The sequence below is a fragment of the Pseudomonas sp. P5_109 genome (assembly GCF_034009455.1).
Taxonomy (GTDB): domain Bacteria; phylum Pseudomonadota; class Gammaproteobacteria; order Pseudomonadales; family Pseudomonadaceae; genus Aquipseudomonas.
On the sequence record NZ_CP125380.1, the window covers coordinates 3,838,547 to 3,862,578 of the forward strand.

General features: G+C 62.3%; 20 protein-coding genes and 2 riboswitches. Of the genes, 10 read left to right on the forward strand and 10 right to left on the reverse strand.

The features are described from left to right. Window positions 1-20: 20 nt before the first annotated feature. The 5 genes from QMK54_RS17235 to QMK54_RS17255 are packed head-to-tail and all read right to left on the reverse strand — an operon-like array spanning window position 21 to window position 3,465. Window positions 21-410 (reverse strand): RidA family protein, encoded by a 390-nt coding sequence (locus QMK54_RS17235; protein WP_034147161.1) that lies wholly within the window; start codon window positions 408-410, stop codon window positions 21-23. Between the two features lie 30 nt (window positions 411-440). After that, entirely contained in the window at window positions 441-1,235 is a 795-nt protein-coding gene (locus QMK54_RS17240) for an amino acid ABC transporter ATP-binding protein (RefSeq protein ID WP_110657568.1), read from the reverse strand. Further along, window positions 1,232-1,894, reverse strand: coding sequence for an amino acid ABC transporter permease (locus tag QMK54_RS17245; RefSeq protein WP_110657570.1), 663 nt, complete (start codon window positions 1,892-1,894; stop codon window positions 1,232-1,234). Before QMK54_RS17245 ends, QMK54_RS17240 begins: the two co-directional genes overlap by 4 nt. An 8-nt stretch (window positions 1,895-1,902) precedes the next feature. Continuing rightward, window positions 1,903-2,565: an amino acid ABC transporter permease gene (locus tag QMK54_RS17250; RefSeq protein WP_033063194.1), complete on the reverse strand. Its 663-nt coding sequence runs from the start codon at window positions 2,563-2,565 to the stop codon at window positions 1,903-1,905. Between the two features lie 51 nt (window positions 2,566-2,616). After that, entirely contained in the window at window positions 2,617-3,465 is an 849-nt protein-coding gene (locus QMK54_RS17255; protein WP_223592270.1) for a transporter substrate-binding domain-containing protein, read from the reverse strand. A 370-nt stretch (window positions 3,466-3,835) separates the two neighbouring features. Between QMK54_RS17255 and wecB the strand changes: the two genes are divergently transcribed. From wecB to QMK54_RS17280, 5 genes are read left to right on the forward strand one after another with little or no spacing between them, the layout of a single operon-like run. Next, on the forward strand, window positions 3,836-4,990 hold the full coding sequence (wecB, locus tag QMK54_RS17260) for a non-hydrolyzing UDP-N-acetylglucosamine 2-epimerase (RefSeq protein WP_110657574.1): 1,155 nt from the start codon (window positions 3,836-3,838) through the stop codon (window positions 4,988-4,990). Beyond that, the gene (nrfB, locus tag QMK54_RS17265) at window positions 4,987-7,161 is read left to right on the forward strand and encodes a cyclic di-3',5'-guanylate-activated glycosyltransferase NrfB (protein ID WP_110657576.1); all 2,175 of its coding nucleotides are present in this window, start codon (window positions 4,987-4,989) and stop codon (window positions 7,159-7,161) included. Before wecB ends, nrfB begins: the two co-directional genes overlap by 4 nt. Beyond that, window positions 7,158-10,322, forward strand: a complete 3,165-nt coding sequence (locus QMK54_RS17270) for an NfrA family protein (protein WP_320400953.1) — start codon at window positions 7,158-7,160, stop codon at window positions 10,320-10,322. The genes nrfB and QMK54_RS17270 overlap by 4 nt, the downstream gene beginning before the upstream one ends. Continuing rightward, on the forward strand, window positions 10,322-11,200 hold the full coding sequence (locus QMK54_RS17275; protein WP_320400954.1) for a DUF4434 family protein: 879 nt from the start codon (window positions 10,322-10,324) through the stop codon (window positions 11,198-11,200). Before QMK54_RS17270 ends, QMK54_RS17275 begins: the two co-directional genes overlap by 1 nt. After that, window positions 11,184-12,266 (forward strand): GGDEF domain-containing protein, encoded by a 1,083-nt coding sequence (locus QMK54_RS17280; protein WP_320400955.1) that lies wholly within the window; start codon window positions 11,184-11,186, stop codon window positions 12,264-12,266. Before QMK54_RS17275 ends, QMK54_RS17280 begins: the two co-directional genes overlap by 17 nt. A 72-nt stretch (window positions 12,267-12,338) precedes the next feature. Here the strand turns inward: QMK54_RS17280 and QMK54_RS17285 are convergent, their stop codons facing one another. Then, window positions 12,339-12,743, reverse strand: a complete 405-nt coding sequence (locus QMK54_RS17285) for a MerR family transcriptional regulator (protein ID WP_110657583.1) — start codon at window positions 12,741-12,743, stop codon at window positions 12,339-12,341. Between the two features lie 76 nt (window positions 12,744-12,819). On the opposite strand from QMK54_RS17285, the gene QMK54_RS17290 reads away from it, so the two are divergent. Then, entirely contained in the window at window positions 12,820-14,043 is a 1,224-nt protein-coding gene (locus QMK54_RS17290; RefSeq protein ID WP_110657585.1) for an NADH:flavin oxidoreductase/NADH oxidase family protein, read from the forward strand. A 120-nt stretch (window positions 14,044-14,163) separates the two neighbouring features. Here QMK54_RS17290 and QMK54_RS17295 read toward each other — a convergent pair whose 3' ends face one another. The 4 genes from QMK54_RS17295 to cobW all read right to left on the reverse strand — a co-directional run bounded on the left by QMK54_RS17295 (window position 14,164) and on the right by cobW (window position 20,854). After that, complete coding sequence (locus QMK54_RS17295; protein ID WP_181431986.1) at window positions 14,164-14,709, reverse strand: vWA domain-containing protein; 546 nt, start codon at window positions 14,707-14,709, stop codon at window positions 14,164-14,166. 119 nt (window positions 14,710-14,828) lie between these two features. Next, window positions 14,829-15,836, reverse strand: a complete 1,008-nt coding sequence (locus QMK54_RS17300; protein WP_110657591.1) for an ATP-binding protein — start codon at window positions 15,834-15,836, stop codon at window positions 14,829-14,831. Window positions 15,837-15,898: 62 nt separating this feature from the next. After that, a complete protein-coding gene (cobN, locus tag QMK54_RS17305; protein WP_320400956.1) occupies window positions 15,899-19,783 on the reverse strand; it encodes a cobaltochelatase subunit CobN in 3,885 nt (1,294 codons plus the stop codon). A gap of 3 nt (window positions 19,784-19,786) precedes the next feature. Further along, on the reverse strand, window positions 19,787-20,854 hold the full coding sequence (gene cobW, locus QMK54_RS17310) for a cobalamin biosynthesis protein CobW (RefSeq protein ID WP_320400957.1): 1,068 nt from the start codon (window positions 20,852-20,854) through the stop codon (window positions 19,787-19,789). A gap of 101 nt (window positions 20,855-20,955) precedes the next feature. Then, window positions 20,956-21,169: riboswitch (cobalamin riboswitch) on the reverse strand. A 222-nt stretch (window positions 21,170-21,391) separates the two neighbouring features. Continuing rightward, window positions 21,392-21,618: riboswitch (cobalamin riboswitch) on the forward strand. 120 nt (window positions 21,619-21,738) lie between these two features. On the opposite strand from cobW, the gene QMK54_RS17315 reads away from it, so the two are divergent. The 4 genes from QMK54_RS17315 to cobM all read left to right on the forward strand — a co-directional run bounded on the left by QMK54_RS17315 (window position 21,739) and on the right by cobM (window position 23,889). After that, window positions 21,739-21,930: a CbtB domain-containing protein gene (locus QMK54_RS17315; RefSeq protein ID WP_110663347.1), complete on the forward strand. Its 192-nt coding sequence runs from the start codon at window positions 21,739-21,741 to the stop codon at window positions 21,928-21,930. Between the two features lie 11 nt (window positions 21,931-21,941). Further along, window positions 21,942-22,649, forward strand: coding sequence for a CbtA family protein (locus QMK54_RS17320; RefSeq protein WP_320400958.1), 708 nt, complete (start codon window positions 21,942-21,944; stop codon window positions 22,647-22,649). Further along, on the forward strand, window positions 22,646-23,059 hold the full coding sequence (locus QMK54_RS17325) for a cobalamin biosynthesis protein (RefSeq protein ID WP_223592248.1): 414 nt from the start codon (window positions 22,646-22,648) through the stop codon (window positions 23,057-23,059). Before QMK54_RS17320 ends, QMK54_RS17325 begins: the two co-directional genes overlap by 4 nt. A gap of 83 nt (window positions 23,060-23,142) precedes the next feature. Next, window positions 23,143-23,889: a precorrin-4 C(11)-methyltransferase gene (cobM, locus tag QMK54_RS17330; RefSeq protein ID WP_320400959.1), complete on the forward strand. Its 747-nt coding sequence runs from the start codon at window positions 23,143-23,145 to the stop codon at window positions 23,887-23,889. Window positions 23,890-24,032: the final 143 nt, after the last annotated feature.

The window sequence follows — 24,032 nt, forward strand, 5'->3', positions numbered from 1 at the left end:
CGCGATGGGCGCGACTCGGTTCAGGCCTTTTTCTTGTACGCAATGCAGTCGATCTCGACCTTGCAGTCGACCATCATGTTCGCCTGCACGCAGGCACGGGCCGGGGCGTGTTCGGGTTTGAAGTACTCGGAGAAGACCTTGTTGAAACTGGTGAAATCCCGCGGATCCTCCAGCCACACGCCAGCACGCACCACATCTTCCAGGCCGTAACCGGCCTCTTGCAGAATCGCGATCAGGTTCTTCATGGTCTGGTGGGTCTGTTCGACAATGCCGCCCGTAATGATCTCGCCATCCACCGCCGGCACCTGCCCGGAAACGTGCAGCCAGCCATCGGCTTCAACGGCGCGGGCGAAAGGGCGAGGCGTGCCGCCTGCAGCGGCGCTGCCGGTGCCGTAACGAGTAATGCTCATGAGTGTTTCTCCTGATTGAAAATTGAAGGATCAAAAACGCGTGTTCTTGAGAAATTCCGCCAGTCGCGGCGATTGCGGGCGCTCGAACAGTTCCTTGGGAGGCCCCTGCTCTTCGATGCGCCCCTGATTCATGAAGACGATCTTGTCCGAAACCTCGAAGGCAAAGCGCATTTCGTGGGTCACCAGCAGCATGGTCATGCCGTCTTCGGCCAGGCCCTTGATCACGTTCAACACTTCACCCACCAGTTCCGGGTCCAGCGCCGAAGTCACTTCATCGAACAGCATCAGGCTCGGGTTCATCGCAATCGCCCGGGCAATCGCCACGCGCTGCTGCTGGCCGCCGGACAACTGACCGGGAAAGTGATCGCGCCGTTCCAACAGGCCGACGCGCTCCAGCCATTTTTCGGCCAGGGCCACCGCCTCGTCCTTGTGCAGCTTCTTGACCTTGAGCAGGCCCAGGGTGACGTTCTGCAACGCGGTCAGGTGCGGGAACAGGTTGAACTGCTGGAACGCCATGCCGGTCATGGCGCGATGGCGGGCGATGACCTTTTCCGGGTGGCGAATGCGCTTGCCGTTGACCTCGTCGTAACCGATGGATTCGCCGTCGAGCAGGATCTGCCCGCCCTGGAACTCTTCGAGCATGTTCACGCAGCGCAGCAATGTGGTCTTGCCCGAGCCGCTGGAGCCGATCAACGTCACCACGTTGCCGCGTTGCATGGTCAGGTCGACACCCTTGAGCACTTCGAGCTGGTCGTAACGCTTGTGCAGGCCGCGAATGTCCAGCAACGGTTGGCCGTCTTGTGCATTGGTTTGAGTCTGAGTCATGGCAAAGCCACCCGCTTTTCAATGTGCCGGCCGAGTAACTCGATGCCGTAGTTGATGACGAAGAACAGGAAACCGGCGAACAGGTAAAACTCCAGGGTCATGAAGGTCCGGGCGATGATCTGCTGGGTACTGAGCAGCAATTCCGCCACGCCGATCACCGACAACAGGGTCGAGGCCTTGACGATCTCGGTGGACGAGTTGACCCAGGTCGGCAGGATCTGCCGCAACGCCTGGGGCAACAGCACATAACCCAGGGCCTGGTAGAACGTCAGGCCGATGGCCTTGCTCGCTTCCATCTGCCCGTGCGGCAATGCCTGCAGGGCACCGCGCACGATCTCGGCGACGTGGGAGCCGCAGAACAGCGTCAAACCCAGCGCGCCGGCCTGGAACGCACTGATCTGCCAGCCAAGCGCCGGGGCCATGTAGAAGCACGCCAGCACCAGCACGAATACCGGCGTGCCGCGAATCACATCGACATAAAAACGAAACGGCGCACGCATCCAGAACTTGCCATAAGTCAACACCAGTCCGGTGACCACGCCAAGCAGCGTACCGAGCAAAATCGCCAACACCGACACCTGGACGCTGGTCAGAAAGCCTTGCCACAGCACTTCCCGCGCCACCCACAACTCATGCAACCAACTGGGAGATTCGTACATGGGGCCTCCTATCGGCGAATCGCCAGACGCTGTTCGAGGTAACGCAGCATCATGGCAATGAGGTAACAGGCCGCGACATACAACGCAGTGGTCACCAGCCAGGTTTCAATCACCCGGTAACTCTCGACATTGATCTTGCGCGCGTAGTAGGTCAGCTCCGGCACCGCAATCGCGGCCGCCAGCGAGGTGTCCTTGAACAGCGAAATGAAGTTGTTCGACAGCGCCGGCAAGACATTGCGCAGCATCACCGGCACGGTGACGTAGGCCTTGACCTGCCACTCGCCCAGACCAATGGCCAGGCCGGCTTCACGCTGGCCCTTGGGAATGCTCAGCAAACCGCCGCGGAACACTTCGGTCAGGTAAGCCCCGGCGTACAGCGACAGGGTGATGATGAACGAAGGAATCTTGTCCAGACGGATCCCCAGGCTCGGCAACGCAAAGTAGATCAACAGGATCAACACCAGGATCGGCGTGTTACGAATCACCGTGACATACACCGACGCCAGCACCCGCAATGCGCGATGCCTGGACAGCAAGGCAAACGCCATCATCAGGCCGATCACGCAGCCGATGGCGATCGACACCAGGGCCAGTTCAAGGCCCAGGCCGAGCCCCGCCAGCAAGGTGTCGAAATCGCGCCACACGGCGGCAAAGTTCAACTGATAGTTCATGGTCAGCAGTACCTTGAGCGGGGCGCTTAGGGGCGCCCCACTCTCACGGGATCATTTGAATTCGACGGGGAAACCGATGGCCGGGCTTGGCAGGTCTACGCCGAACCACTGCTTGAACGACGCCGCGTAAGTCGGGAACTCCACGCCGGTCATGGCTTCATGCAGGGTGGTGTTGACGAAGTTCAGCCAGTCCTGATCGCCGCGCTTGACCGCGCAGGCATAGGTCTGTGGGCTCCAGGCGTAGGCCGGGCTGCGATAACGGCCAGGGTTCTGCACCATCAGGTATTTCACCGAAGACTGGTCGGTGGCTGCCGCGTCGGCGCGGCCGGAGTTCACGGCCTGGTACATCAGGTCCACGCTGTCGTACTGGTCGACCTTGGCCTTGGGCAGCGCCTGGTGCACCAGCTCTTCGGCATAGACGTTTTGCAGCACCGCCACGGTGAGACTGTCACCGGCGGCTTTCATGTCATCAATTTCCTTGTACTTGCTGTTCGCTGGCAACAACAGGCCAACACCTTCGCGGTAGTACGGCAGGGTAAACGCCACTTGCTGCGCGCGGCTGGCGGTCACGGTGATGAACTGGCAACTGATGTCGACCTTGTCGGTCAGCAGGTTCGGAATCCGCGCATCGGACGACTGCACCACGTACTCAACCTTGGTCGGGTCGTTGAACAACCCCTTGGCGATCATGTGCCCGATATCGATATCAAAGCCCTGCAACTTGCCGTCCGCGCCCTGGAAGTGCCACGGCGCGTTGGTGCTGCCGGTGCCCACAATCAGTTTGCCGCGGGCCAGAACGCTGTCGAGCTTGCTGTCCGCCGCCTGGGCCACGCCCATGGCAGCGGCTGAAGCTGCGAAAAGAAAAACACACGCTTTGAACAAGGATGGTCGGCGATGCATGGCAAGCACTCCAGGGTGATGTTTATTCCGCTATACCGGAACCAGGTATGTAACAACGGAATAGACAGCAGAAAGTGTGCCACAGGATGTGAGGGGAATGTGAGGAGGATTGAAATTTGTTTTGAATCAGAGGGATGCGTGCAGACAGAAAAAAGCGTTACCAAACGCACGGGCAGGCAGACGCTACCGTTGGCTACAAGAGGCGGGTATGTGGTTCACAACCGGGCGCCCATTGCCCCATTCCAGGCAGAACCTGCGAGCCAGTGCAGTTCATTGGACAACCCCCCATCCGACTGCTTTATTCAATGTTCAAGTGATAACCGGTCTTAACAGCCGCGTCGCTTCGGCGTGCGCAGTCCCAGGAGGGTTCATGTCATTCAAAGTCATGATGGTTTTCGGCACACGTCCGGAGGCCATCAAGATGGCGCCGCTGGCTCGGGTCCTGCGTAACTGGCCCGGTATTGATCTGAACATCTGCTCCACCGGCCAGCACCGGGAAATGCTCAAGCAAGTGCTCGACTCTTTCGAATTGGTGGTCGACGAAGACTTGCAGGTGATGACCCAGGGCCAGACGCTCAATGGCCTCTCCGAACAATTGCTGGCGCATCTCGACAAAGCCTACGAGCGAGTGCAGCCGGACATCGTGCTGGTGCACGGCGACACCACCACCAGTTTCATTGCCGCCCTCGCCGCCTTCAATCGCCAGATACCCATCGGCCATGTCGAGGCCGGCTTGCGTACCGGCAATTTGCGCGCACCCTGGCCGGAGGAAGCCAACCGGCACCTGACCGGCGTTATCGCCGACCTGCATTTCGCTCCGACCACCAAGAGCGAAGACAACCTGCTGCGCGAAGGTGTGCCCAAGGCCAATATCGAAGTGACCGGCAATACCGTGATCGACGCCCTGGTATGGATGCGCGACCACCAACAGGCGAGCCAGTGGCACCCGGCCAGTGACTCGCCACTTGCCGTGCTCGACGACAGCCGGCGCATGGTGCTGATCACCGGGCACCGGCGGGAAAATTTCGGCGGTGGCTTCCGCAATATCTGCCTGGCGTTGGCCACCCTCGCCCAGCGCTATCCCGACGTGCAGTTCGTCTACCCGGTGCACCTCAACCCACAGGTGCAAAACGCGGTGTACAGCGTGCTGTCGGACAAGCCCAACATCTATCTGGTGGCACCGCAGGACTACCAGCATTTCGTCTGGCTGATGGGGCGTGCGTACTTCATCCTCAGCGATTCCGGCGGCATCCAGGAGGAAGCCCCGGCCATCGGCAAACCGCTGCTGGTGCTGCGCGATGTCACGGAGCGGCCATCGGTGCTCGAAGGCGGAACGGTGCTGCTGGTGGGCACCGACACCGACCGGATCGTCAAGGAGTCCTGCCTGTTGCTCGATGACCAGGCCACGTTCCAGCGCATGAGCCGTATCCATAGCCCGTACGGCGACGGCCACGCCAGCGAACGGATCGCCAATCGTCTCGGCGTCTGGCTCAAACATCGCGCGGCCTCGGGAAAAGCCGTATGAGCCTGGAGCTGGTCGATTTTTTTGCCTACGTGCTGTTCGGACTCAAATACCTCGCGATTATCCTCGCCCTGCTGATGTTCATTCTCGGGCTCGATGACCTGTTCATCGACCTGGTGTACTGGACCCGCAAACTGATCCGGCGCTGGCGGATCTATGAAAAATTCGAGCGCGCCGATGAAGAGCGGCTGTACACCATCGGCGAAAAACCCCTGGCGATCATGGTGCCGGCGTGGAACGAAGTCGGCGTGGTCGGTGAAATGGCGCGCCTGGCCGCCTCGACCATCGATTACGAGAACTACCAGATTTTCGTCGGCACCTACCCCAACGACGCCGAGACCCAGGCCGACGTCGATGCCGTTTGCCTGCACTATCCCAACGTGCACAAGGTGGTATGCGCCCGCCCCGGCCCGACCAGCAAGGCCGACTGCCTGAACAACGTGATCGACGCCATCCTGCGTTTTGAAAGCGATGCAAAGATCCAGTTCGCCGGCTTCATCCTGCACGATGCCGAGGACGTGATTTCGCCCATGGAGTTGCGCCTGTTCAACTACCTGCTGCCGGCCAAGGACCTGATCCAGATTCCGGTCTACCCCTACGCGCCGGAATGGAAAGGCTTCACCGCCGGGCACTACGTCGACGAATTCGCCGAGAACCACGGCAAGGACGTCATCGTGCGCGAAGCGCTGACCGGGCAAGTGCCCAGCGCCGGCGTCGGCACCTGCTTCAGCCGCAAGGCGATCAGTGCCCTGCTCGAGGACGGTGACGGTATCGCCTTCGACGTGCAGAGCCTGACCGAAGACTACGACATCGGTTTTCGCCTCAAGCAAAAAGGCATGAAGTGCATCTTCGCCCGCTATTCGGTGACCGATCCGAAATTGGCGCTGGAGCAGCCCTGGGTGTTCGGCATGAACCGCGCTTTCTCCCAGGTGATCTGCGTGCGCGAGCACTTTCCCCGGGACTTGCAGCACGCGATCCGGCAGAAGTCGCGCTGGATCGTCGGCATCGTGTTCCAGGGCACCAAGAACCTCGGCTGGAGCCCCAAGGGCCTGCTCAATTATTTCCTGTGGCGCGACCGTCGCGGCTTGATTGCGTACCTGTTGAGTTTCCTCGTCAATCTACTGTTCGTGGTGCTGTTGGCCATGTGGCTGGTGACGGTGATTTCACCGAACGCCTGGCGTTATCCGTCGATCCTTGCCGGCAGTTCGCTGCTGACGACCTTGCTCTGGCTCAATGGCCTGATGCTGCTCAATCGGTTGTTCCAGCGCGGCTGGTTCGTCACCCGCTATTACGGTCTGGTCGAAGGGCTGCTGTCCGCCCCGCGAATGATGTGGAGCAACTTCGTCAACTTCTTCGCCAACCTGCGCGCGCTGCGTCAGGTCATGGAGATGGGCGACTCACGCCGCGTGGCCTGGGACAAGACCACCCACGAATTCCCCGCCTTGACCCAGGCCCAGCGCACCCCGCTCGGGCATCGACTGGTGGAAAAAGGTTTGCTGAGCGAAGAGCAGCTGGAAGCGGCGGTGACCAACCCTGTGCGTCGGCGCCTGGGTCGTGAACTGCTGCTGCGCGGGCACATCGACACCACGCAGCTTGTGCAAGAGCTGGCAGAACAACTGGACCTGGAGTGGGCACCGCTGAATCCGTTCAAACTCGACCAGCACCTGATCGCTGCAGTACCCCGCAAGATTGCCACGCACTACGGTGTGCTGCCGGTTGCCGAGGAAGGCGACACCCTGGTGCTGGCGTCCGAAGGCCCGGTGAGCCAGGTGTCCCTCGGCGCCATCAGCCGTCAACTGAAGCGCCCGGTGCGTTGCCGCCTTGCGCCACAAGGCCGGGTGACGCTGGGGATCCGTTACTGGTACGCCAGCCCTCGTCAAAGCGAAGAAGTCCATCGGATGCTCGAGGTGCTTGAGCAACATCAGGACGACGAAGACCTGATCGAGCGCGTCAGCCACCACCAGGTGCTGCTGGGCAATCTGTTGCAAGTACGCGGCATGGTGCCGCCAACCCTGTTCAATCAGGCGTTGATCGATTTCGATGCGGAAAAAATGTCACTGGGCGAACACTTGATAGAACGCGGCATGATCACTCGGGAAGTCCTCGAACAAGCCCTGGCCGATCAGGCCAGCGAACAACAGGCGGCTTACCGCATTGCCCGGGAGGTCGCATGACAGCCGGCCACCGCTACACCCTTTTACTGGGCAGCCTGCTGCTGAGCCTGAGTTCGGCCACTGCTGTGCACGCCGAACCGCTGACCGAGTTCGAGCAGTTTCGCAGTTATCCCTACATGGACCGCAGCTACCGTGAGGCGAAAAAAGGCAACTGGGGCGAAGTCGAAAAGTTGATGCGTCATCTGCTGAGCAAGGTGCCGAACAACGATGAAGCGCGGGCGCTGCTGGTGCAATCACTGGCCAGGCAACGACGCTACAAGGAAGCCGTGCAGGCGTTGCCCGACAATTCGGCCAACAGCGACGCGCTGCTCAACCTGCGCCTGACCTGGATCGAACAGGACCCGCCCGGCAGCGACCAGGTGGAACAGTGGATCGCCACCAGTAACCTCAATCAGCGCATCCGTTTGTGGCAGGCCTACAGCCTGAGCCTGGCCAAATTCGGCGGCGCGGCGCGTGCCCATGACTGGCTGGCGCACCTGGCGCCCAAGGGCGATGAACGCATCCTGCACCTGGCCCGGGCCAACTGGTCCGAGCAGTTGCACGACTGGAACGGCACCATCGAGCAATTGGCTCCGCTTGCCGCGAAGAACCAGCTCGACGCGCAAGGCTGGGAACGATTGGCCAACGCCTACGTGCAACGCCTCGACGAGCAACCCTTGCAGCAATTGCTACTAACAGCGCCCAGTCCGCAGGCCGCGCGCAAGGCTCGCCTGGCTATGATCGACCGGGCGATCGCCATGGGTCACACCCAGCAGGCGCAACGCTGGATGCAATCGCTGCCGCCCGCCGACCTTGCCGATCCGACGCAACGCCAGCGTCTGTGGGAACTGGCGCGGCAAACCGGTGACAGCGCCACGGTGCAACGCTTGAGCGCCGAGTTGCAGCGGCCGTGCCTGGAGACCGCCGACTGGCTGTCTCGCCGTGATCCGCAAGCGGCGCTGACCCAGTTGAAAGGTTGTCAGCCCGAAGAAAATCCGCAAACGTGGCTGGTCCTCGCCCAGCGCCTGCAAGCCACCGACCTGCTACAAGAGACCCGTCTGCCAGAGCCTTGGGACACGCGACGTCGCGAACAGTTGCTCGACGTCTGGCAGGGTGAAGGCCGCAGCGACAAAATCATGGCCTACCTCGCCAGCCAGCCGCAGACCGCCGACGTGGTCAAGCGTCGCGCTGAACTGCTCCAGGCATCGGATCACGATACCGAAGCGGCGGCATTCTGGGAGCGGCATTACCAGCAGACCGGCAACCTCAACTCGCTTGATCAGGCGACCTACCTGGCGCTGAAAGCCGGCCAGCGGGAACATGCGCAACAGTTGCTCGAGAACGCCTACGACCGCCACGGCGGCAAGCTGCCGACGCCCCTGCTGCAACGGTTGGCGGGGTTGTATGCCGCCTCGACACCGACCGCGGCACAACAGCAACGCATCGCTTCACTGCTCAACCGCGTCGATCCCGCCACCCGCGGACAATTGCTGGCGCAATTGGCGGAAAACGGCCAGTGCGGCGCGGTTCAACAGGCGATTGGCGATCATCCGCAAGCAGCGGGTGATTACCGCGCCCTCGGTCGCTGTGCAATGCCCGAGCGTCCCGGCGAAGCGGTGGTGTACTACCAGACCGCCGAAAAACTGGGTGACCGAAACAGTCGCCTGCCACTGGCCTACGCCCTGGAAGCCGCCGGCGATTCGGCCGGTGCCCTGGCCATCTGGCGCAGCATTCCGGACGCCGAACTCAGCGACAATGCCCGCCTCACTGCCAGCCGCGGCGCCCTGAACATCGGCGACACGCAAACGGCCGAACGCTACTGGCAACTGAGCCGCACCCGTGGTGCCAATGAGTGGACGTTGGGCGCGGCGATTGCCGATGCCCGGGGCGATCACGCGCTCGCACTGCAACGCCAGCGTTCCGCCCTGCAGCTGGTACCGGATGCCGAGCATTACTATGCGGCTTCGGTCACGGCGCAAAAGGCCGGCGAGCTGCAACAAAGTACCGAATGGCTGGCCGAGGCCGTGCGTCGCGATCCGGCCAACCCCCGTTATCGCGCCGACTACGGCGTGCGCTTGGCCGGTGCCGAGACCAAGGCTGAACGTGCCCGCGCCATCCCGTACCTGCAACGCGCCATCCAGGACTTCCCGGAAGACTATCGCCTCGGCGAAACCCTGGCCTGGCGGTATGACGAGGTCGAGGACAGCGCCTCGGCGCGCAAGGAACTGGAACGCGTGATCGACCTGGAACAAAACCCGGTCGCGGCCGACGACGAGGACGGCAGCATGGAAGCCCGGCGCTATCGCCAGCGGCGCGCCCATGAATCCCTGTCCCGGCGCGATACCCTGACCTTCGCCAGTACCTGGTCGCCGGCAGGGGTTTCGACCAACGACTTCGTGCGGCCCGACGAAAGCACCGGTACTCGACGGCGCACGACCTCGCAGAACGTGCAACTGGCCATGTGGGACCATGCGCTCGGCGAAGAACCGAGCCGCGCTGGCAGTTCGCTGTCGGCCTACGGACGGGTGCTGCTCGGCGGCCAGAGTCGCTCCAGTTATGCAGAGTCCGTCGCCACCGGCGTGGGCCTGCGCTACAAGCCCTGGGGTACGGCCAACATCAACTTCTACGGCGAGGTCTACAAGCAAAGCCAGTTCAATGATCAGGACAACCACGGCTTGAGCCTCGGCCAGATGCTGATCCCCGACAAGGTCAACGACCAGGCTGAGGATCATCGTGAGGATGGGCACACCACCACGGACTACCTCCTGCGCGCTACGGCGTCGTTCCTCGATCAGGGGCGTTATCGCAACGACTGGCGCGTCGACGAAAGCGATTGGGAAGAACGTTTTCTCTATCTCGACGCGGCATGGTGGACCAAGGCCGGCGACCATCAATGGTTGTCGCGTTTCCAGCAAGGACACACCTGGAAACTGCCGTTCAACAGCGCACAAACGCTCATGCCGTACGGCTTTCTCGAGTTTGCCAGCCAGGACCCGAGCAACGACTGGCGCCAGGACCTGCGCACCGGCCTGGGCCTGCGCTGGCAATGGTGGTTCAACGACAATGTCTACAACGCCTATCGCGCGCACCTGACGGTCCGCACCGAGTATCAGCAATCATTGGGCGGGAATCTGTATGAAAGCGCCAATGGCGTGCTGCTGGGCGTGGAGTTGAATTTCTGATGAGCCGACTATTACTGGCCTTGTGCGTGCTGCTGGGCGGCGTGACGGCCCATGCCGACGAGCGGATTTTCTATCAGCCACTCAATGCCGATGCCAACCTGAGCCAGGCGCAATGGCTGCGCATCTGGCAGGACACCGCCCGCCAGGGCGCGCACACGGTGATCGTGCAATGGACGGCCTACGGCGACTCCGACTTCGGCGGCGCCAATGGCTGGCTCGCCGGCAGCCTCAAACTCGCCAGGGCCCAAGGCCTGAATCTGGTACTGGGGCTGCGCATGGACCCGGCCTATTACCAGCGCATCAATGAACTGGACAGCGCCGGGCTGGCAACCTACTGGCAGACGCAACTGGGGCAGTCGCTGGCCCGCCAGCAGACACTGCGCAAAGAGTGGAAACTCCCGGTCAGCGGCTGGTACCTGCCCATGGAGCTGGATGACCTGCACTTTCTGCCGCTCGATCGCCGGCAAACGCTGCAACGCCAGCTCAAGGACTTTTCCGCCAGGCTCGACGCGCCGCTGCACATCAGCGTGTTCAACGTCGGCAAACTTGCGCCACAGGTCAATGGCCAGTGGCTGGGCGAATTGGCCAACGCCGGGATCCAGGTGTGGTGGCAGGACGGCGCCGGCACCGGGCGCTTGCCACTGCTGGTTCGCAACGGCTATGCCGATGCACTGCCCTGCTCCATCGGTATCGTCAGGGAAGCGTTCCGGCAAACCAGCACGGCCGGGCAACCCTTCCGTGCCGAATCGATGCCCCCGCAAACCGCATCGCCGGGTTGCCACCCGACGTCGGTTTTCTCCCTGCGCTACCGACCCTGGGGTAAGGTGATTCTCGACAACCAGCACAGCAGCAAGGTCGGCGATGTACAAAACCATTGAAGATGAAGTGCTGAAGAAATCGGCGCCGGCCAAGCTCAAGGCCGAATTTCTCCAGCATGAATTTGATCGGCTACGCACCTTTTGCGTAATGATCTACATCGCCAGCATTGCCGTCTGGATTGCCTACGACCTGATCCTCAGTTTCATCGGCGGACAGCCAATCACCTGGCGTTCGCTGGTGTTTGTCGGTGTTGTTTCGATTCTCGTCATCATCCTGCGGTTGATCCGCGATGCCCGGCATTTCCAGAAGCTGAACCTGCTGTTTGTATTCGCCATGGCTCTCGGCACGCGACTGCTGACCGAGGGCCTGTCCGGCGATCACCAACCCGCCTGGCTGTTGCTGGCGGCGTCGACCACCCTGTTCACCGCCTCGGTACTGCCGCTGAGTCGCTGGTCATTCTTTGCCGCGCAGATCATCACCTGGTCGTTTCTCAACCCTTTTTACGACACAGGTATCGAACACATGGAATTGAGGGGGGTGATGGCCGGCAGTTACTCGGCATTCATCTGCGGCCTGACCATCTACAGCTTCCTGACGTTGCGCAAAGCCAAGCTCTACAACTTCATCATGTCCAAGCTGTTGCTGGACCAGGCCTACATCGACACCCTCACCGAAATCCCCAATCGCCGCTCATTCATGACCCGCGTCAACCAGCAGTTGAACACTGTGCCACGGGAAAACGACCACTACCTGGCGATGGTCGATATCGACAACTTCAAGAAGGTCAACGACGTTTATGGCCATGACATTGGCGACGAGGTGCTCAAGCGCATCGCCCAGGACATCAAGTCGGTGATGTCTGACTACGAATATGCGCGGCTGGGTGGCGAGGAGTTCGCGATTTACCTGGCCGGCGTGCGCCATAAAGACGTCGAGGCGCTGGCAGGCGAGTTGTGTCGAGTGGTGCGCGAGCACCCCGGCAGCCACCCGGTGACCATCAGCATCGGCCTGGCCCGTGTGCTCGACGGCGACACGCTGAACCAGGCACTGGTCAAGGCCGATGAATCTTTGTATGAGTCAAAACATACCGGGAAGAATCGGTATACCTTTCATCGTCAGGCTTGAGTTATCGGGCGTCCATTAGGCCGCCATCGCGAGCAGGTTCGCTCCCACCCAAGTGCCGCGTCCCTGCCCGGCCTAGTGCTTGAATGACGTCATCAGCCTTTCGGCATTTTCATCGCAGCTCATGCCCTCGGGCTTGGCCTGGATGGTGTCGATCCACCCCAGCAACTGCGCCTTGCTATGGGCCAGGTGCCGTTGCATCTCTTCGATCTGCTCCACCTTGCGGTGCAAGCCGGCCATCAGTTCATCGTGCTTGAAGGCGCCCGTCACATTGTCCGGCAGTAATTGCTTGAGTTCATCCAGGCTGAAACCGGCTTGTTGTGCGCACTGGATGAGCTGCAGGGTTTGCAGCGCCTGTTGCGAGTAACGCCGATATCCGTTGGAAGAACGCTCGACCTGCCGGATCAAGCCCTGAGACTCGTAAAAACGGATGCGCGATGCGGTCAACCCGCTCAACTGTGACAACTCACCAATCTTCATTGCGGCCTCATTTGCCTGCTTGACATTAAAGTTAACTTTAAGCTTAGGCTCTGCTCATCACTACGAGGAGTCAAGCATGTCGCCCTTTCAAGCGTTGAATTTGCCTAACGGTCAGACTATCGGCAATCGCATTGCCAAAGCGGCGATGGAAGAGAACCTCGCCAACACCGATCAGGTGCCCGACCAGGCACTGTTGCGCCTGTATCAGGCCTGGGCCGAGGGTGAAGCCGGCTTGTTGCTGACGGGTAATGTGATGATCGACCGCCGTGCCATGACCGGGCCCGGTGGCGTCGCGCTGGAGGACGAGCGCCATCTGGAACGCTTCCGCCAGTGGGCTCTTGCCGGCCGGGCCGGTGGTGCGCAGTTCTGGGTGCAGCTCAACCACCCTGGCCGCCAGACCATGGCCAACCTCGGCCAGCAAGCCTTGGCGCCGTCAGCGGTTGCACTGGATCTGGGCCAGTTCTCGAAAATGTTCGCCGAGCCCAAACCCATGAGCGAGGACGACATCCAGGAAGTGATCCGACGCTTCGCCACCAGCGCCGCACTGGCGGAGAAAGCCGGTTTCACCGGCGTGCAGATCCACGCCGCCCACGGCTACCTGATCAGTCAGTTCCTGTCGCCGCTGACCAATCGGCGCACCGATCAATGGGGCGGTTCCCTGGAAAATCGTGCACGTCTGCTGTTGTCCGTCGTCGAGGCGGTTCGCCAGGTGGTGTCGCCGCAATTTTGTGTGTCGGTAAAGCTCAACTCGGCGGATTTCCAGCGCGGGGGGTTCGATGCCGATGATGCACGGCAGGTGATCCAGTGGCTCAACGAACAAGCGATCGACCTGCTGGAGCTCTCCGGTGGCAGTTACGAAGCACCGGCCATGCAAGGCGAAGCGCGCGATGGCCGGACCCTGGCGCGCGAAGCGTACTTTCTGGACATGGCCGGTGAACTGGCCAGCGTGGCACGGATGCCGGTAATGGTGACTGGCGGGATCAGGCGTCTGGCAATCGTCCAGCAGGTCCTCGACAGCGGCATCGCCATGGCCGGCATCGGCACGGCACTGGCCGTGGAACCGCACCTGGTCAAGCATTGGCGTGAAGGCCGGGACAGTCACCCGCAGCTGCCGCCAATCCGCTGGAAACGCAAGCCCCTGGCGGCGCTGGCGAGCATGGCGGTGGTGAAGTTCCAGCTGCAGCGCTTGAGCCGTGGGCGCAAGACCCGACCTGAAGTCTCGGCGCTATGGGCGTTGATTCTCGACCGGTTATACATTGGCAAGCGCACCCGGCAGTATCGGCAGGCGATGGGCAAGTGATCCGAATTGGGTGGTGACTGAGCCACCGCTTTCGCGAGCAAGCCCGCTCCCACATTTGGAAGGCGTTCCCCTGTGGGAGCGGGCTTGCTCGCGAAGAGGCCGGTCCGGACGAAGGAGCATTCAGCCCGGAAGCAGCTGGTCGATATGCCGGTATTCAGCCTGCAACTGCGCCGCCAACACCTGGCTGCGCCCAAGCCGGATCGGCCCGCGTTCGATGTCGATCAACAACCCCGGACACGCAAGCGTCGGCAGCAACGGCCAGTCCTTCAACCGCCCATCGGTCACCAGCAACAACCGCTGCTGCTCTGCCGGAAATCGCTTTTGCCGCACCGCAAGCCATTGGCCTGCCTCACCTAGCGCCGCCAACAAAGGCGTGCCGCCCCCGGCGCCAAGACCATCGAGCCACTGGCGCAATCCCGTGGAAGCCTTCAATCCCTGCACCTGCCACCTGGGTGCAGCACCGCTGGCCGTGAGCAAGGCCAGTCGCGCACGCTGGCGATAGGCATCGTCGAACAACTGCGCCAGCAAGCCCTTGGCATCGCTCAATGCCTGATGACGGCGGGTTGAAGCGGAGGCGTCAACGATCACCAGCCACAGTTCATGGGGCGAACGAGTACGCAGCTCAAACAACAGGTCGTCGCGCTGACGCGGCCGGCCATTGAGCAATGTGCCAGGCCAGTTGATCGAGCCGCTGCGCGCCGCATGGCGCTTGCCCTGTTTGCCGTGGTTCAGGCCCCCGGCACGGGGTCTGGCATTCGCCCCCGCGTCAGAGCGAGGGCGAATGCCTAGGGCTTTTTTGGCCAGCTCGGCACTTCACGTCGTGCGCCGACCGCCAGCGCCTGGGCAGGCAACTCACCCCACTGACCCTGCCCTTCGCTCGGGTTGGCGTGCTGTGGGGCGGTGGATTGCGGTGCGTGGGATGGCTGCGGCGCCGGTGCCGGATGCTCGCGACGACGATGGCGCAAGGCGAACTCGGCGACTGCATCGATATCCTCCTCGGCGATGGCGTTCGCCCCGCGCCAGGCAGCGTGAGCCCGGGCGGCCCGCAGCCAGACCAGATCGGCGCGCAAACCATCGACGCCAGCGGCAAAGCAGCGTTCGGTGATGTGCTCCAGCGCCTGATCGTCGAGGGGAATGCCTGCCAGTGCGTTGCGCGCATTCTGGCAACGTTCGCGCAGAGACGCCTGCGCAGACTCCCATTCGACGCAGAAACCTTGCGGATCGCTGTCGAAATCCAGGCGACGGCGGATGATCTGCCCGCGCTCGGCCGGCGCGGTGTGGCCACCGAGGGCGACGTTCAAGCCGAAACGGTCGAGCAATTGCGGTCGCAGCTCACCCTCTTCCGGGTTCATGGTGCCAATCAGCACGAACTTCGCCGAGTGCCGATGGGAAATGCCATCGCGCTCCACCAGATTAGTGCCGCTGGCGGCCACATCGAGTAGCAGGTCAACGAGGTGATCAGGCAACAGATTGACCTCGTCGACGTAGAGCACGCCACCGTCAGCCTTGGCCAGTACGCCGGGGGAAAACTGTGCGCGACCTTCACCCAGTGCGGCGTCGAGGTCGAGGGTGCCGACCAGGCGCTCTTCGGTAGCGCCCAGCGGCAAGGTGACGAACTGACCGCTGGCCAGCAGGTCCGCCAGACCACGGGCCAGGGTCGACTTGGCCATGCCCCGCGGGCCTTCGATCAATACACCGCCGATTTTCGGGTCGATGGCGGTCAGGTACAGGGCCAGCTTCAGATCGTCGGCGCCGACCACGGCGGAGAGCGGGAAATGCGGGGTGTCGGTCACTATTTTATCTCGGTCATGGTCGGTGATCTTCACAGGCACCTCAATCATTGTGGGAGCGGTGATTAGCCGTCTTCTTCTATATCCAGCAACAGATTCTCCAGTGCCTCGCGGTACTCGCCCGGCTCCTTCCACATCCCCCGCTGTTGCGCTTCGAGCATGCGTTCAGTCATGTCGCGCAGGGCATTGGGATTGTGTTCGCGAACAAAATCCCGAGTGTCCGGGTCGAGCAAATAGGCGTCTGCGAGCAAAGCGTACTGGTGATCATCGATCAATTGCGTGGTGGCGTCGAAAGCAAACAGGTTATCGACCGTCGCGGCCATTTCGAACGCACCTTTGTAGCCGTGACGCTTAACGCCTTCGAGCCACTTCGGATTGGCCGCCCGGGAGCGGATCACCCGGTTGAGTTCTTCCTTCAAGGTGCGAATCTTCGGCAGGTCCGGCTGGCTGTGGTCGCCGTGATAGCTGGCCGCCGCCTCGCCCTTCAGGCTTTCCACTGCCGCGAGCATTCCGCCCTGGAACTGGTAGTAATCGTTGGAGTCGAGCAAATCATGCTCGCGGTTATCCTGGTTTTGCAGCACCGCCTGTACCTGGCTCAGTCGCTGGCTGAACTGTTCGCGGGCGGCGGTGCCTTCGTCGGAACCGCCGTAAGCGTAGCCGCCCCAGTTGAGGTAAACCTCGGCCAGGTCCTCGCGGCTTTGCCACAGGCGACCGTCGATGGCGCCCTGCACGCCCGCGCCGTAGGCACCGGGCTTGGCCCCGAAAATCCGCCAGCCGGCCTGACGTCGTGCTGCCTCTTCATCGAGCCCCGTCTGCCGCAAGGCCTCACGCTCGGCACGTACCTTGGCCGCCAGTGGATTGAGGTCGTCCGGCTCATCGAGGTCGGCCACCGCTTGCACCGCTGCGTCGAACAAACGAATCAGATTGGCAAAGGCATCGCGGAAGAAACCGGACACCCGCAAGGTCACGTCCACCCGCGGACGGTCGAGCAAACTCAGCGGCAGAATCTCGAAATCATCGACTCGCTGGCTGCCGGTGGCCCAGACCGGGCGCACGCCCATCAGCGCCATGGCCTGGGCGATGTCATCGCCGCCGGTACGCATGGTCGCGGTGCCCCACACCGACAGTCCGAGCTGGCGCAAGTGATCGCCGTGGTCTTGCAGGTGCCGCTCTAGAATCAGGTTGGCCGACTGGAAACCGATGCGCCACGCCGTGGTGGTCGGCAGGTTACGCACGTCCACCGAGTAAAAGTTGCGCCCGGTGGGCAGTACGTCCAGACGACCACGACTCGGCGCGCCGCTGGGACCGGCCGGGACGAAGCGCCCGCCGAGGGCATCGAGCAAGCCGCACATTTCCGCCGGACCGCAGGCGTCCAGGCGCGGAGCGACCACCTCGCGCAGGTTGTCGATGATGGCTTGCACCTCAATCCACTCCGCCTCCTGTAGGAGCGAGCCGCTGTGGCGAGGGGGCTTGCCCCCGTTGGACTGCGCAGCAGTCCCTTTTTTCGGGGTCGCTTCGCAACCCAACGGGGGCAAGCCCCCTCGCCACACAAGCCCGCTCCCACAAGGGCTGTTCAACGCATCCGAAATCAGCTGCGCGGCGAACAATTCCAGGCGCTCGCGGGTATCACCCGCCGTACGCCAGGTGTCATCGCTGATCAGCAAAAGCGGTTCGGGACGCGGCCCGGTCCAGGGCTCAGCCAGCGCGCAATCCAGTGGGTCGAAACCCAGCGCGAAGGCCTTGGCCAGCGCCCGCAGCAGGCTCGATTGCGCACCACGGCCATCGCCCCTGGGGATGCGCAGCAGTGCCAGCAAGGTGTCGATACGTAAACGCCCGGTGGGCGATTCGCCGAACACATGCAGGCCATCGCGGATCTGCGACTCTTTCAGGTCGCAAAGGTAAGTGTCGAGTCGTGGCAACCAGATCGCCGCGTCGGCATCGCTGTCGAGCTGTTCTTCCAGTTGCAGTTCACGGTCGATGTGCGTGTCGCGCACCAGTTGCAGGATGTCGCGTTGCAACTCGCGGGCGCGGCGCGGATCGAGCAGCTGCGCTTCGTAGTATTCGTCGGCCAACAGTTCGAGGTTGCGCAGCGGGCCGTAGGTTTCGGCACGGGTCAGCGGCGGCATCAGGTGATCGATGATCACGGCCTGGGTGCGTCGCTTGGCTTGGGCGCCCTCGCCCGGATCGTTGACGATGAACGGATAGATGTTTGGCAGGGGCCCGAGCAATGCATCCGGCCAGCAGTTTTCCGACAGCCCCACGCCTTTGCCCGGCAGCCATTCGAGGTTGCCGTGTTTGCCCACGTGAATCACGCCGTGGGCGCCGTAGGTGTTACGCAGCCAGAAATAAAACGCCAGATAGCCGTGGGGCGGCACCAGGTCCGGGTCGTGATACACCGCGCTCTGGTCGACCTGATAACCCCGCGCCGGCTGAATGCCGACGAAGGTCAGGCCAAAACGCAGGCCGGCGATCATCATCCTTGCGCTGCGACACATCGGATCGTTTTCCGGTGCGCCCCAACGCTCAAGCACCGCCGCACGATTGGCTTCGGGCAGTGCGTTGAACATCGCCAGATAATCATCCATCGCCAGACTTTGCTGGCACGGACGCAGATCGAGGGTATCGAGATCGTTGCTGACGCCGCCCAGCAACTGCTGGATCAGCGCGGTGCCGCTATCCGGCAACTCACCCGGCAACGGATAACCTTCGGCATGCAGCGCCCGCAGGATATTCAGCGCCGCGGCCGGGGTATCGAGGCCGACACCGTTGCCGATGCGACCGTCGCGGGTCGGGTAATTGGCGAGAATCAAGGCAATGCGTTTGTCAGCATTAGGCACCCGCGCCAGATCGACCCAGCGCCGCGCCAGTTCGGCAACGAAATCCATGCGCGCAGGTGCGGGCCGGTAGCAAACCACATCCGACTGACTGCGCTCACTGCGCCACGCCAGGTCCTTGAAGCTGATCGGGCGGCTGATGATGCGCCCGTCCAGTTCCGGCAAGGCAATGTGCATCGCCAGGTCACGCGGGCCAAGCCCCTGTTCACTGGCGCGCCAACCGGGTTCGTTGTCCTGGGCGCAAATCGCCTGTATCACCGGGATATTGCGGCGAAACGGGCGAAGATGCGGTGCTTCAGGGCTCGATTGAGCGAAGCCGGTGGTGTTCAAAATCACTGAAGCTTCGACTTCATCCAGCCAGTCCTCGACCACCGAAAGGCAGCCGGGCTCTTTCAAGCTGGCCAGCGCAATCGGCAACGGATTCAACCCCGCCGCCTGCAAACGCTGGCAAAAAACATCGATGAACGCGGTGTTCGCCGCCTGCAAATGCGAGCGGTAAAACAGCACCGCCGCCACCGGTTGACCCACTTGCCAGTCGGCCTGCCAGTCGCTCAGCGCGGCAGAATGTTTGTGCGGATGGTAAATCGCCGTGCGTGGCAGGGTTTGCGGTTCGCCCCAGGTGTAATCACGGGCCAGCCAACGGTTGGCCAGACAGCGGAAGAAATCCAGGGCATTGCCCATCCCGCCCTGGCGCAGAAACTGCCAGAGGCGGTCGCGATCCTCGGCGCCGACGGTGCTCAGGTCACTGAGTTCCGGGTCCGGGCGATCATCACCCGGCACCAGGATCACCTGCACGCCGCGTTGCGACAGCTCGACCAGGCGCTCGATGCCGTAACGCCAATAGGCGATGCCGCCGTGCAGCGAAATCAGGATCACCTTCGCATGACGCAGCACTTCATCGACGTACAAGTCGACCGAGGCATGGTTTTGCACCTGCATCGGGTTGGCCAGGCGCACGCTCGGGTAATCGTCGGGCAACTGCTGCGCCGCTTCGGCGAGCAGCGCCAGGCTGGAATCGCCGCTGCACAGGACCACCAGCTCGGCGGGGGTTTGTCCAAGGTCGGCAATGTTGTCATCCGACACGAAACCGCCGGGCTGGGTCCTGAGCAGGTGCATGGCTTACACGCTGAGCGCGGCGCGCAGTTGCGCTTCGAGCGCAGCGGCGTCGAGTTCCTGGCCGATCAGCACCAGCCGGGTAATGCGCGCTTCTTCGGCGCGCCACTGGCGGTCGAAGTGCTTGTCGAGACGCGTGCCCACGCCCTGGATCAGCAGGCGCATCGGTTTGTTCGGGATCGCTGCGAAGCCCTTGACGCGCAGGATGCCGTGCTGGACCACCAGTTGGGTCAGCGCGTCCATCAGCAGGCTTTCGTCGGCTTGCGGCAGTTCGATGGAGATCGAATCGAAGGCGTCGTGATCGTGGTCGTCATGGTCATCACCGTCGTGGTGGTGATCGTGATGGCTATGACGGCTGTCGATGTGCTCCTCGGAGCCGGCACCCAGGCCGATCAGCACGTCCAGTGGCAGGCGACCGCTGCTGGCTTCGATGATTTTCACCGCTGGCGGCAATTCTTCGGCAACTTCCAGGCGCACGCGGGCCAGATCGGCCGGGCTGATCAGGTCGGACTTGTTGAGGATTACCAGGTCAGCGCTGGCCAGTTGGTCGGCGAACAATTCGTGCAGCGGCGACTCGTGGTCCAGGTTCGGGTCGAGTTTGCGCTGGGCATCGACCTGGTCCGGGAAGGCTGCGAAGGTGCCGGCGGCCACGGCCGGGCTGTCGACCACGGTGATTACCGCGTCGACCGTGCAGGCGCTGCGGATTTCCGGCCACTGGAAGGCTTGCACCAGCGGCTTGGGCAGGGCCAGGCCCGAGGTTTCGATGAGGATATGGTCGAGATCGCCGCGACGGGCCACCAGTTCGCGCATCACCGGGAAGAACTCTTCCTGAACGGTGCAGCACAGGCAGCCGTTGGCCAGCTCATAGACGCGGCCGTTGGCTTCTTCTTCGGTGCAACCGATGGAGCATTGCTTGAGGATTTCGCCGTCGATGCCCAGTTCGCCAAATTCGTTGACGATCACCGCGATTCGGCGACCCTGGGCGTTATCGAGCATGTGCCGCAGCAGCGTGGTTTTACCCGAGCCGAGAAAGCCTGTGACGATGGTGACGGGGAGTTTGGCCAGTGTTTTCATCGGATGCCCTATGGCTAGGTGGCGGGCATACGGGACGACAACCGGCACCGCGGGCGCGTGTGCCTGAAGAGTTCGCCACCGGATCACCCCGCCCGGTTGAAAGTGAGAATCTGTGTCGAGGCAGGTCTCCTGGCTGACGGTGTGCCGGCCTTGAGCCTGGCATTCGCTGCGCCTTCCCGCCGGCCTCATGGATTGAGTCAGCAGTGGCGTGGCAACGAACATCACCGTTCACAGTTGCGGGGGCAGCCGCGGCATCGACCGCGTTCCCTTCTTAGCTTCGACAAACGCCGAAGAACCTCGAAAGCGCAAGGCTACGCATGGTCTTGGGGCGGGTCAATGTTCATGCTCAGAATGCGGTCACTTGTGGCGAGGGGGCTTGCCCCCGTTGGGTTGCGAAGCGACCCCCGACAATCTTTCTGACAAATCCTGCACTCAGGCCTTGCGACGGCTGCGCCGCCGAACGGGGGCAAGCCCCCTCGCCACAGGTCTCGAGTTGAGAATACTTGCCAATTGACGCCAAACCCCCGCCCATGCTCTCCTACGCATCTTGTTACGGGTGCCCTTCACAGGGTGAAACGGGAAACCGGTGAATCATGTGCTTTACTCTTAAGCCATGTCAGTCCGGTGCTGCCCCCGCAACGGTAAGCGAGCGAAGCGTCAGATCCACTGTGCCATTACGGTATGGGAAGGTGATGCTTTCAGGATCAGGCATCTGCCTGCGCCCCTCGTGAGCCCGGAGACCGGCCCGCAACACAAAGTGACCAGTACGATCACTGAAACAACAAACCCGCGGTGGGCGGGCGCTGTTTGAAACGCTGCGCGCCTGGTCGTGCAGGTTTTTGCATGCGCTCTTATTCCCCGCTGACAGACCAGAGGGAAACGCCATGTCGATCATCAGCAGCACCGGCCACACCACAACCAGCACCACCTCTACCCTGGCCCAACGCCTGACCGCCGCCGCCTGCGCGTCGATCCTTGGCGCCTGCCTTGTGTATTTCGCCGGTTTCTCGCACATCGAAGCGGTGCACAATGCCGCCCACGATACCCGTCACAGCTCTGCGTTCCCGTGCCATTGAGACCTGACGACATGATCAAGCGTATTGCACAAACCGCAGGTTTCACCGGGCTGCTGGCCGCCCTGCTGCTGACCCTGCTGCAAAGTTTCTGGGTCTCGCCCCTGATCCTGCAGGCCGAAACCTACGAAAAAGCCGAACCGGCGGTTGTTGAAATGCATGAGCACGCCGACGGTGCGATGGCGGCCCACACCCACGATGCGCAAGCCTGGGAGCCGGAAGACGGCTGGCAGCGCGTGCTGTCGACCACCGGCGGCAACCTGGTGGTGGCCGTTGGTTTCGCCCTGATGCTGGCCGGCCTGTACACCTTGCGTGCGCCGACCAAAACCTCTCAGGGCCTGCTCTGGGGCCTGGCCGGTTATGCGACCTTCGTGCTCGCGCCGACCCTTGGCCTGCCACCTGAATTGCCGGGCACTGCCGCAGCCGATCTGGCGCAACGGCAACTGTGGTGGATCGGTACTGCTGCCTCCACCGCCGTCGGTATCGCCCTGATCGTATTCAGCCGTCACTGGCTGATGAAAGTCCTCGGTGTGGCAATCCTTGCCGTTCCCCATGTGATTGGCGCACCGCAACCGGAAGTGCATTCGATGCTCGCTCCTGAAGTACTGGAAGCCCAGTTCAAAATCGCTTCGCAGTTGACCAACGTGGCATTCTGGCTGGCCCTGGGCCTGATCAGCGCCTGGTTGTTCCGCCGCAAAAGCGATGGCCAATACCACGCATGACTGACGTCAGCACAGCGCCGACCCTGGTGGTCGGCCTGGGCTGCCAGCGAGGCTGCCCCGTCAGCACGTTGCTGGCGCTGCTCGACCAGGCGCTGGAGGCACACCAGATTGCCCGTCATGAAATCAAGGCGCTGGCCAGCATCGACTTGAAGCGCGACGAACCCGCGCTGATCGAACTGGCACAACAGCTAGGTCTTGAACTGATGTATTTCAGCAGTGAACAACTGGCCGTCTATGAGCCGCAACTCAGTCATCAATCGCAAATAGCGTTTGAACGCACCGGTTGCTACGGCGTGGCGGAAAGCGCCGCACTGGCCCTGGCCGAACAACTGACCCAGTCCCCGGCAAAACTGCTGATTCCCCGACAAAAATATGCCCAGGCAACCCTGGCATTGGCCGGCGCGGCATAAAATCCCCGATAATCCCCGCCTCGATCATGAACATTCTTCATCTGAAGGCCTGTTCAGCCCCTTTTTTCCCACAGGAACCGACGATGACCGTCTACTTCATTGGCGCAGGTCCCGGCGACCCCGAACTGATTACCGTCAAGGGCCAGCGGCTGATTCGCAGCTGCCCGGTGATCATTTACGCCGGCTCCCTGGTGCCTGCCGCCGTACTGGAAGGTCATTGCGCCGAACAGGTAGTCAACAGCGCCGAACTGCACCTGGAACAGATCATTGACCTGATCAAAAGCGCCCACGCCAAAGGTCAGGATGTTGCCCGGGTGCACTCCGGCGACCCGAGCCTGTATGGCGCCATTGGCGAGCAGATTCGCTACCTGCGCGAGCTGGACATTGCGTTCGAAATCGTACCCGGCGTGACGGCCACAGCCGCTTGCGCGGCGCTTTTGGGCGCGGAGCTGACGTTGCCGGACATTTCACAGAGCGTGATCCTGACGCGCTACGCCGACAAGACCGTCATGCCACCTGGAGAGGCGTTCTCCAGCCTGGCGCAGCACGGCGCGACCATGGCGATTCATCTGGGGGTCAATCATCTGGCGAAGATCGTTGAGGAGCTGCTGCCGCATTACGGTGCCGATTGCCCGATTGCGGTGGTTCACCGCGCGAGCTGGCCGGATCAGGATTGGGTGGTGGGAACGCTTGAGGACATTGCCGGGAAGGTTGCAGCCAAGGGCTTTCGCCGTACGGCGTTGATTCTGGTCGGTCGGGTGCTGGGCAATGACCACTTCAGCGAGTCATCGCTGTATCGCGCGGGGCATGCGCATCTTTACAGACCCTGATTCACCACCAACCCTGTGGCGAGGGGGCTTGCCCCCGTTCGGCGGCGTAGCCGTCGCAAAATCTGTGTACCCGTATAAAAGCCGGGGCCGCTTCGCAGCCCAACGGGGGCAAGCCCCCTCGCCACAGGTTTCCAATCACCCAT

Excerpts from the sequence above, each read along its gene's own strand:
- QMK54_RS17235 (WP_034147161.1), bottom strand. The coding sequence starts at position 410 with ATGAGCATTACTCGTTACGGCACCGGCAGCGCCGCTGCAGGCGGCACG.
- QMK54_RS17240 (WP_110657568.1), bottom strand. The coding sequence starts at position 1,235 with ATGACTCAGACTCAAACCAATGCACAAGACGGCCAACCGTTGCTGGAC.
- QMK54_RS17245 (WP_110657570.1), bottom strand. The coding sequence starts at position 1,894 with ATGTACGAATCTCCCAGTTGGTTGCATGAGTTGTGGGTGGCGCGGGAA.
- QMK54_RS17250 (WP_033063194.1), bottom strand. The coding sequence starts at position 2,565 with ATGAACTATCAGTTGAACTTTGCCGCCGTGTGGCGCGATTTCGACACC.
- QMK54_RS17255 (WP_223592270.1), bottom strand. The coding sequence starts at position 3,465 with ATGCATCGCCGACCATCCTTGTTCAAAGCGTGTGTTTTTCTTTTCGCA.
- wecB (WP_110657574.1), top strand. The coding sequence starts at position 3,836 with ATGTCATTCAAAGTCATGATGGTTTTCGGCACACGTCCGGAGGCCATC.
- nrfB (WP_110657576.1), top strand. The coding sequence starts at position 4,987 with ATGAGCCTGGAGCTGGTCGATTTTTTTGCCTACGTGCTGTTCGGACTC.
- QMK54_RS17270 (WP_320400953.1), top strand. The coding sequence starts at position 7,158 with ATGACAGCCGGCCACCGCTACACCCTTTTACTGGGCAGCCTGCTGCTG.
- QMK54_RS17275 (WP_320400954.1), top strand. The coding sequence starts at position 10,322 with ATGAGCCGACTATTACTGGCCTTGTGCGTGCTGCTGGGCGGCGTGACG.
- QMK54_RS17280 (WP_320400955.1), top strand. The coding sequence starts at position 11,184 with ATGTACAAAACCATTGAAGATGAAGTGCTGAAGAAATCGGCGCCGGCC.
- QMK54_RS17285 (WP_110657583.1), bottom strand. The coding sequence starts at position 12,743 with ATGAAGATTGGTGAGTTGTCACAGTTGAGCGGGTTGACCGCATCGCGC.
- QMK54_RS17290 (WP_110657585.1), top strand. The coding sequence starts at position 12,820 with ATGTCGCCCTTTCAAGCGTTGAATTTGCCTAACGGTCAGACTATCGGC.
- cobN (WP_320400956.1), bottom strand. The coding sequence starts at position 19,783 with ATGCACCTGCTCAGGACCCAGCCCGGCGGTTTCGTGTCGGATGACAAC.
- cobW (WP_320400957.1), bottom strand. The coding sequence starts at position 20,854 with ATGAAAACACTGGCCAAACTCCCCGTCACCATCGTCACAGGCTTTCTC.
- QMK54_RS17315 (WP_110663347.1), top strand. The coding sequence starts at position 21,739 with ATGTCGATCATCAGCAGCACCGGCCACACCACAACCAGCACCACCTCT.
- QMK54_RS17320 (WP_320400958.1), top strand. The coding sequence starts at position 21,942 with ATGATCAAGCGTATTGCACAAACCGCAGGTTTCACCGGGCTGCTGGCC.
- QMK54_RS17325 (WP_223592248.1), top strand. The coding sequence starts at position 22,646 with ATGACTGACGTCAGCACAGCGCCGACCCTGGTGGTCGGCCTGGGCTGC.
- cobM (WP_320400959.1), top strand. The coding sequence starts at position 23,143 with ATGACCGTCTACTTCATTGGCGCAGGTCCCGGCGACCCCGAACTGATT.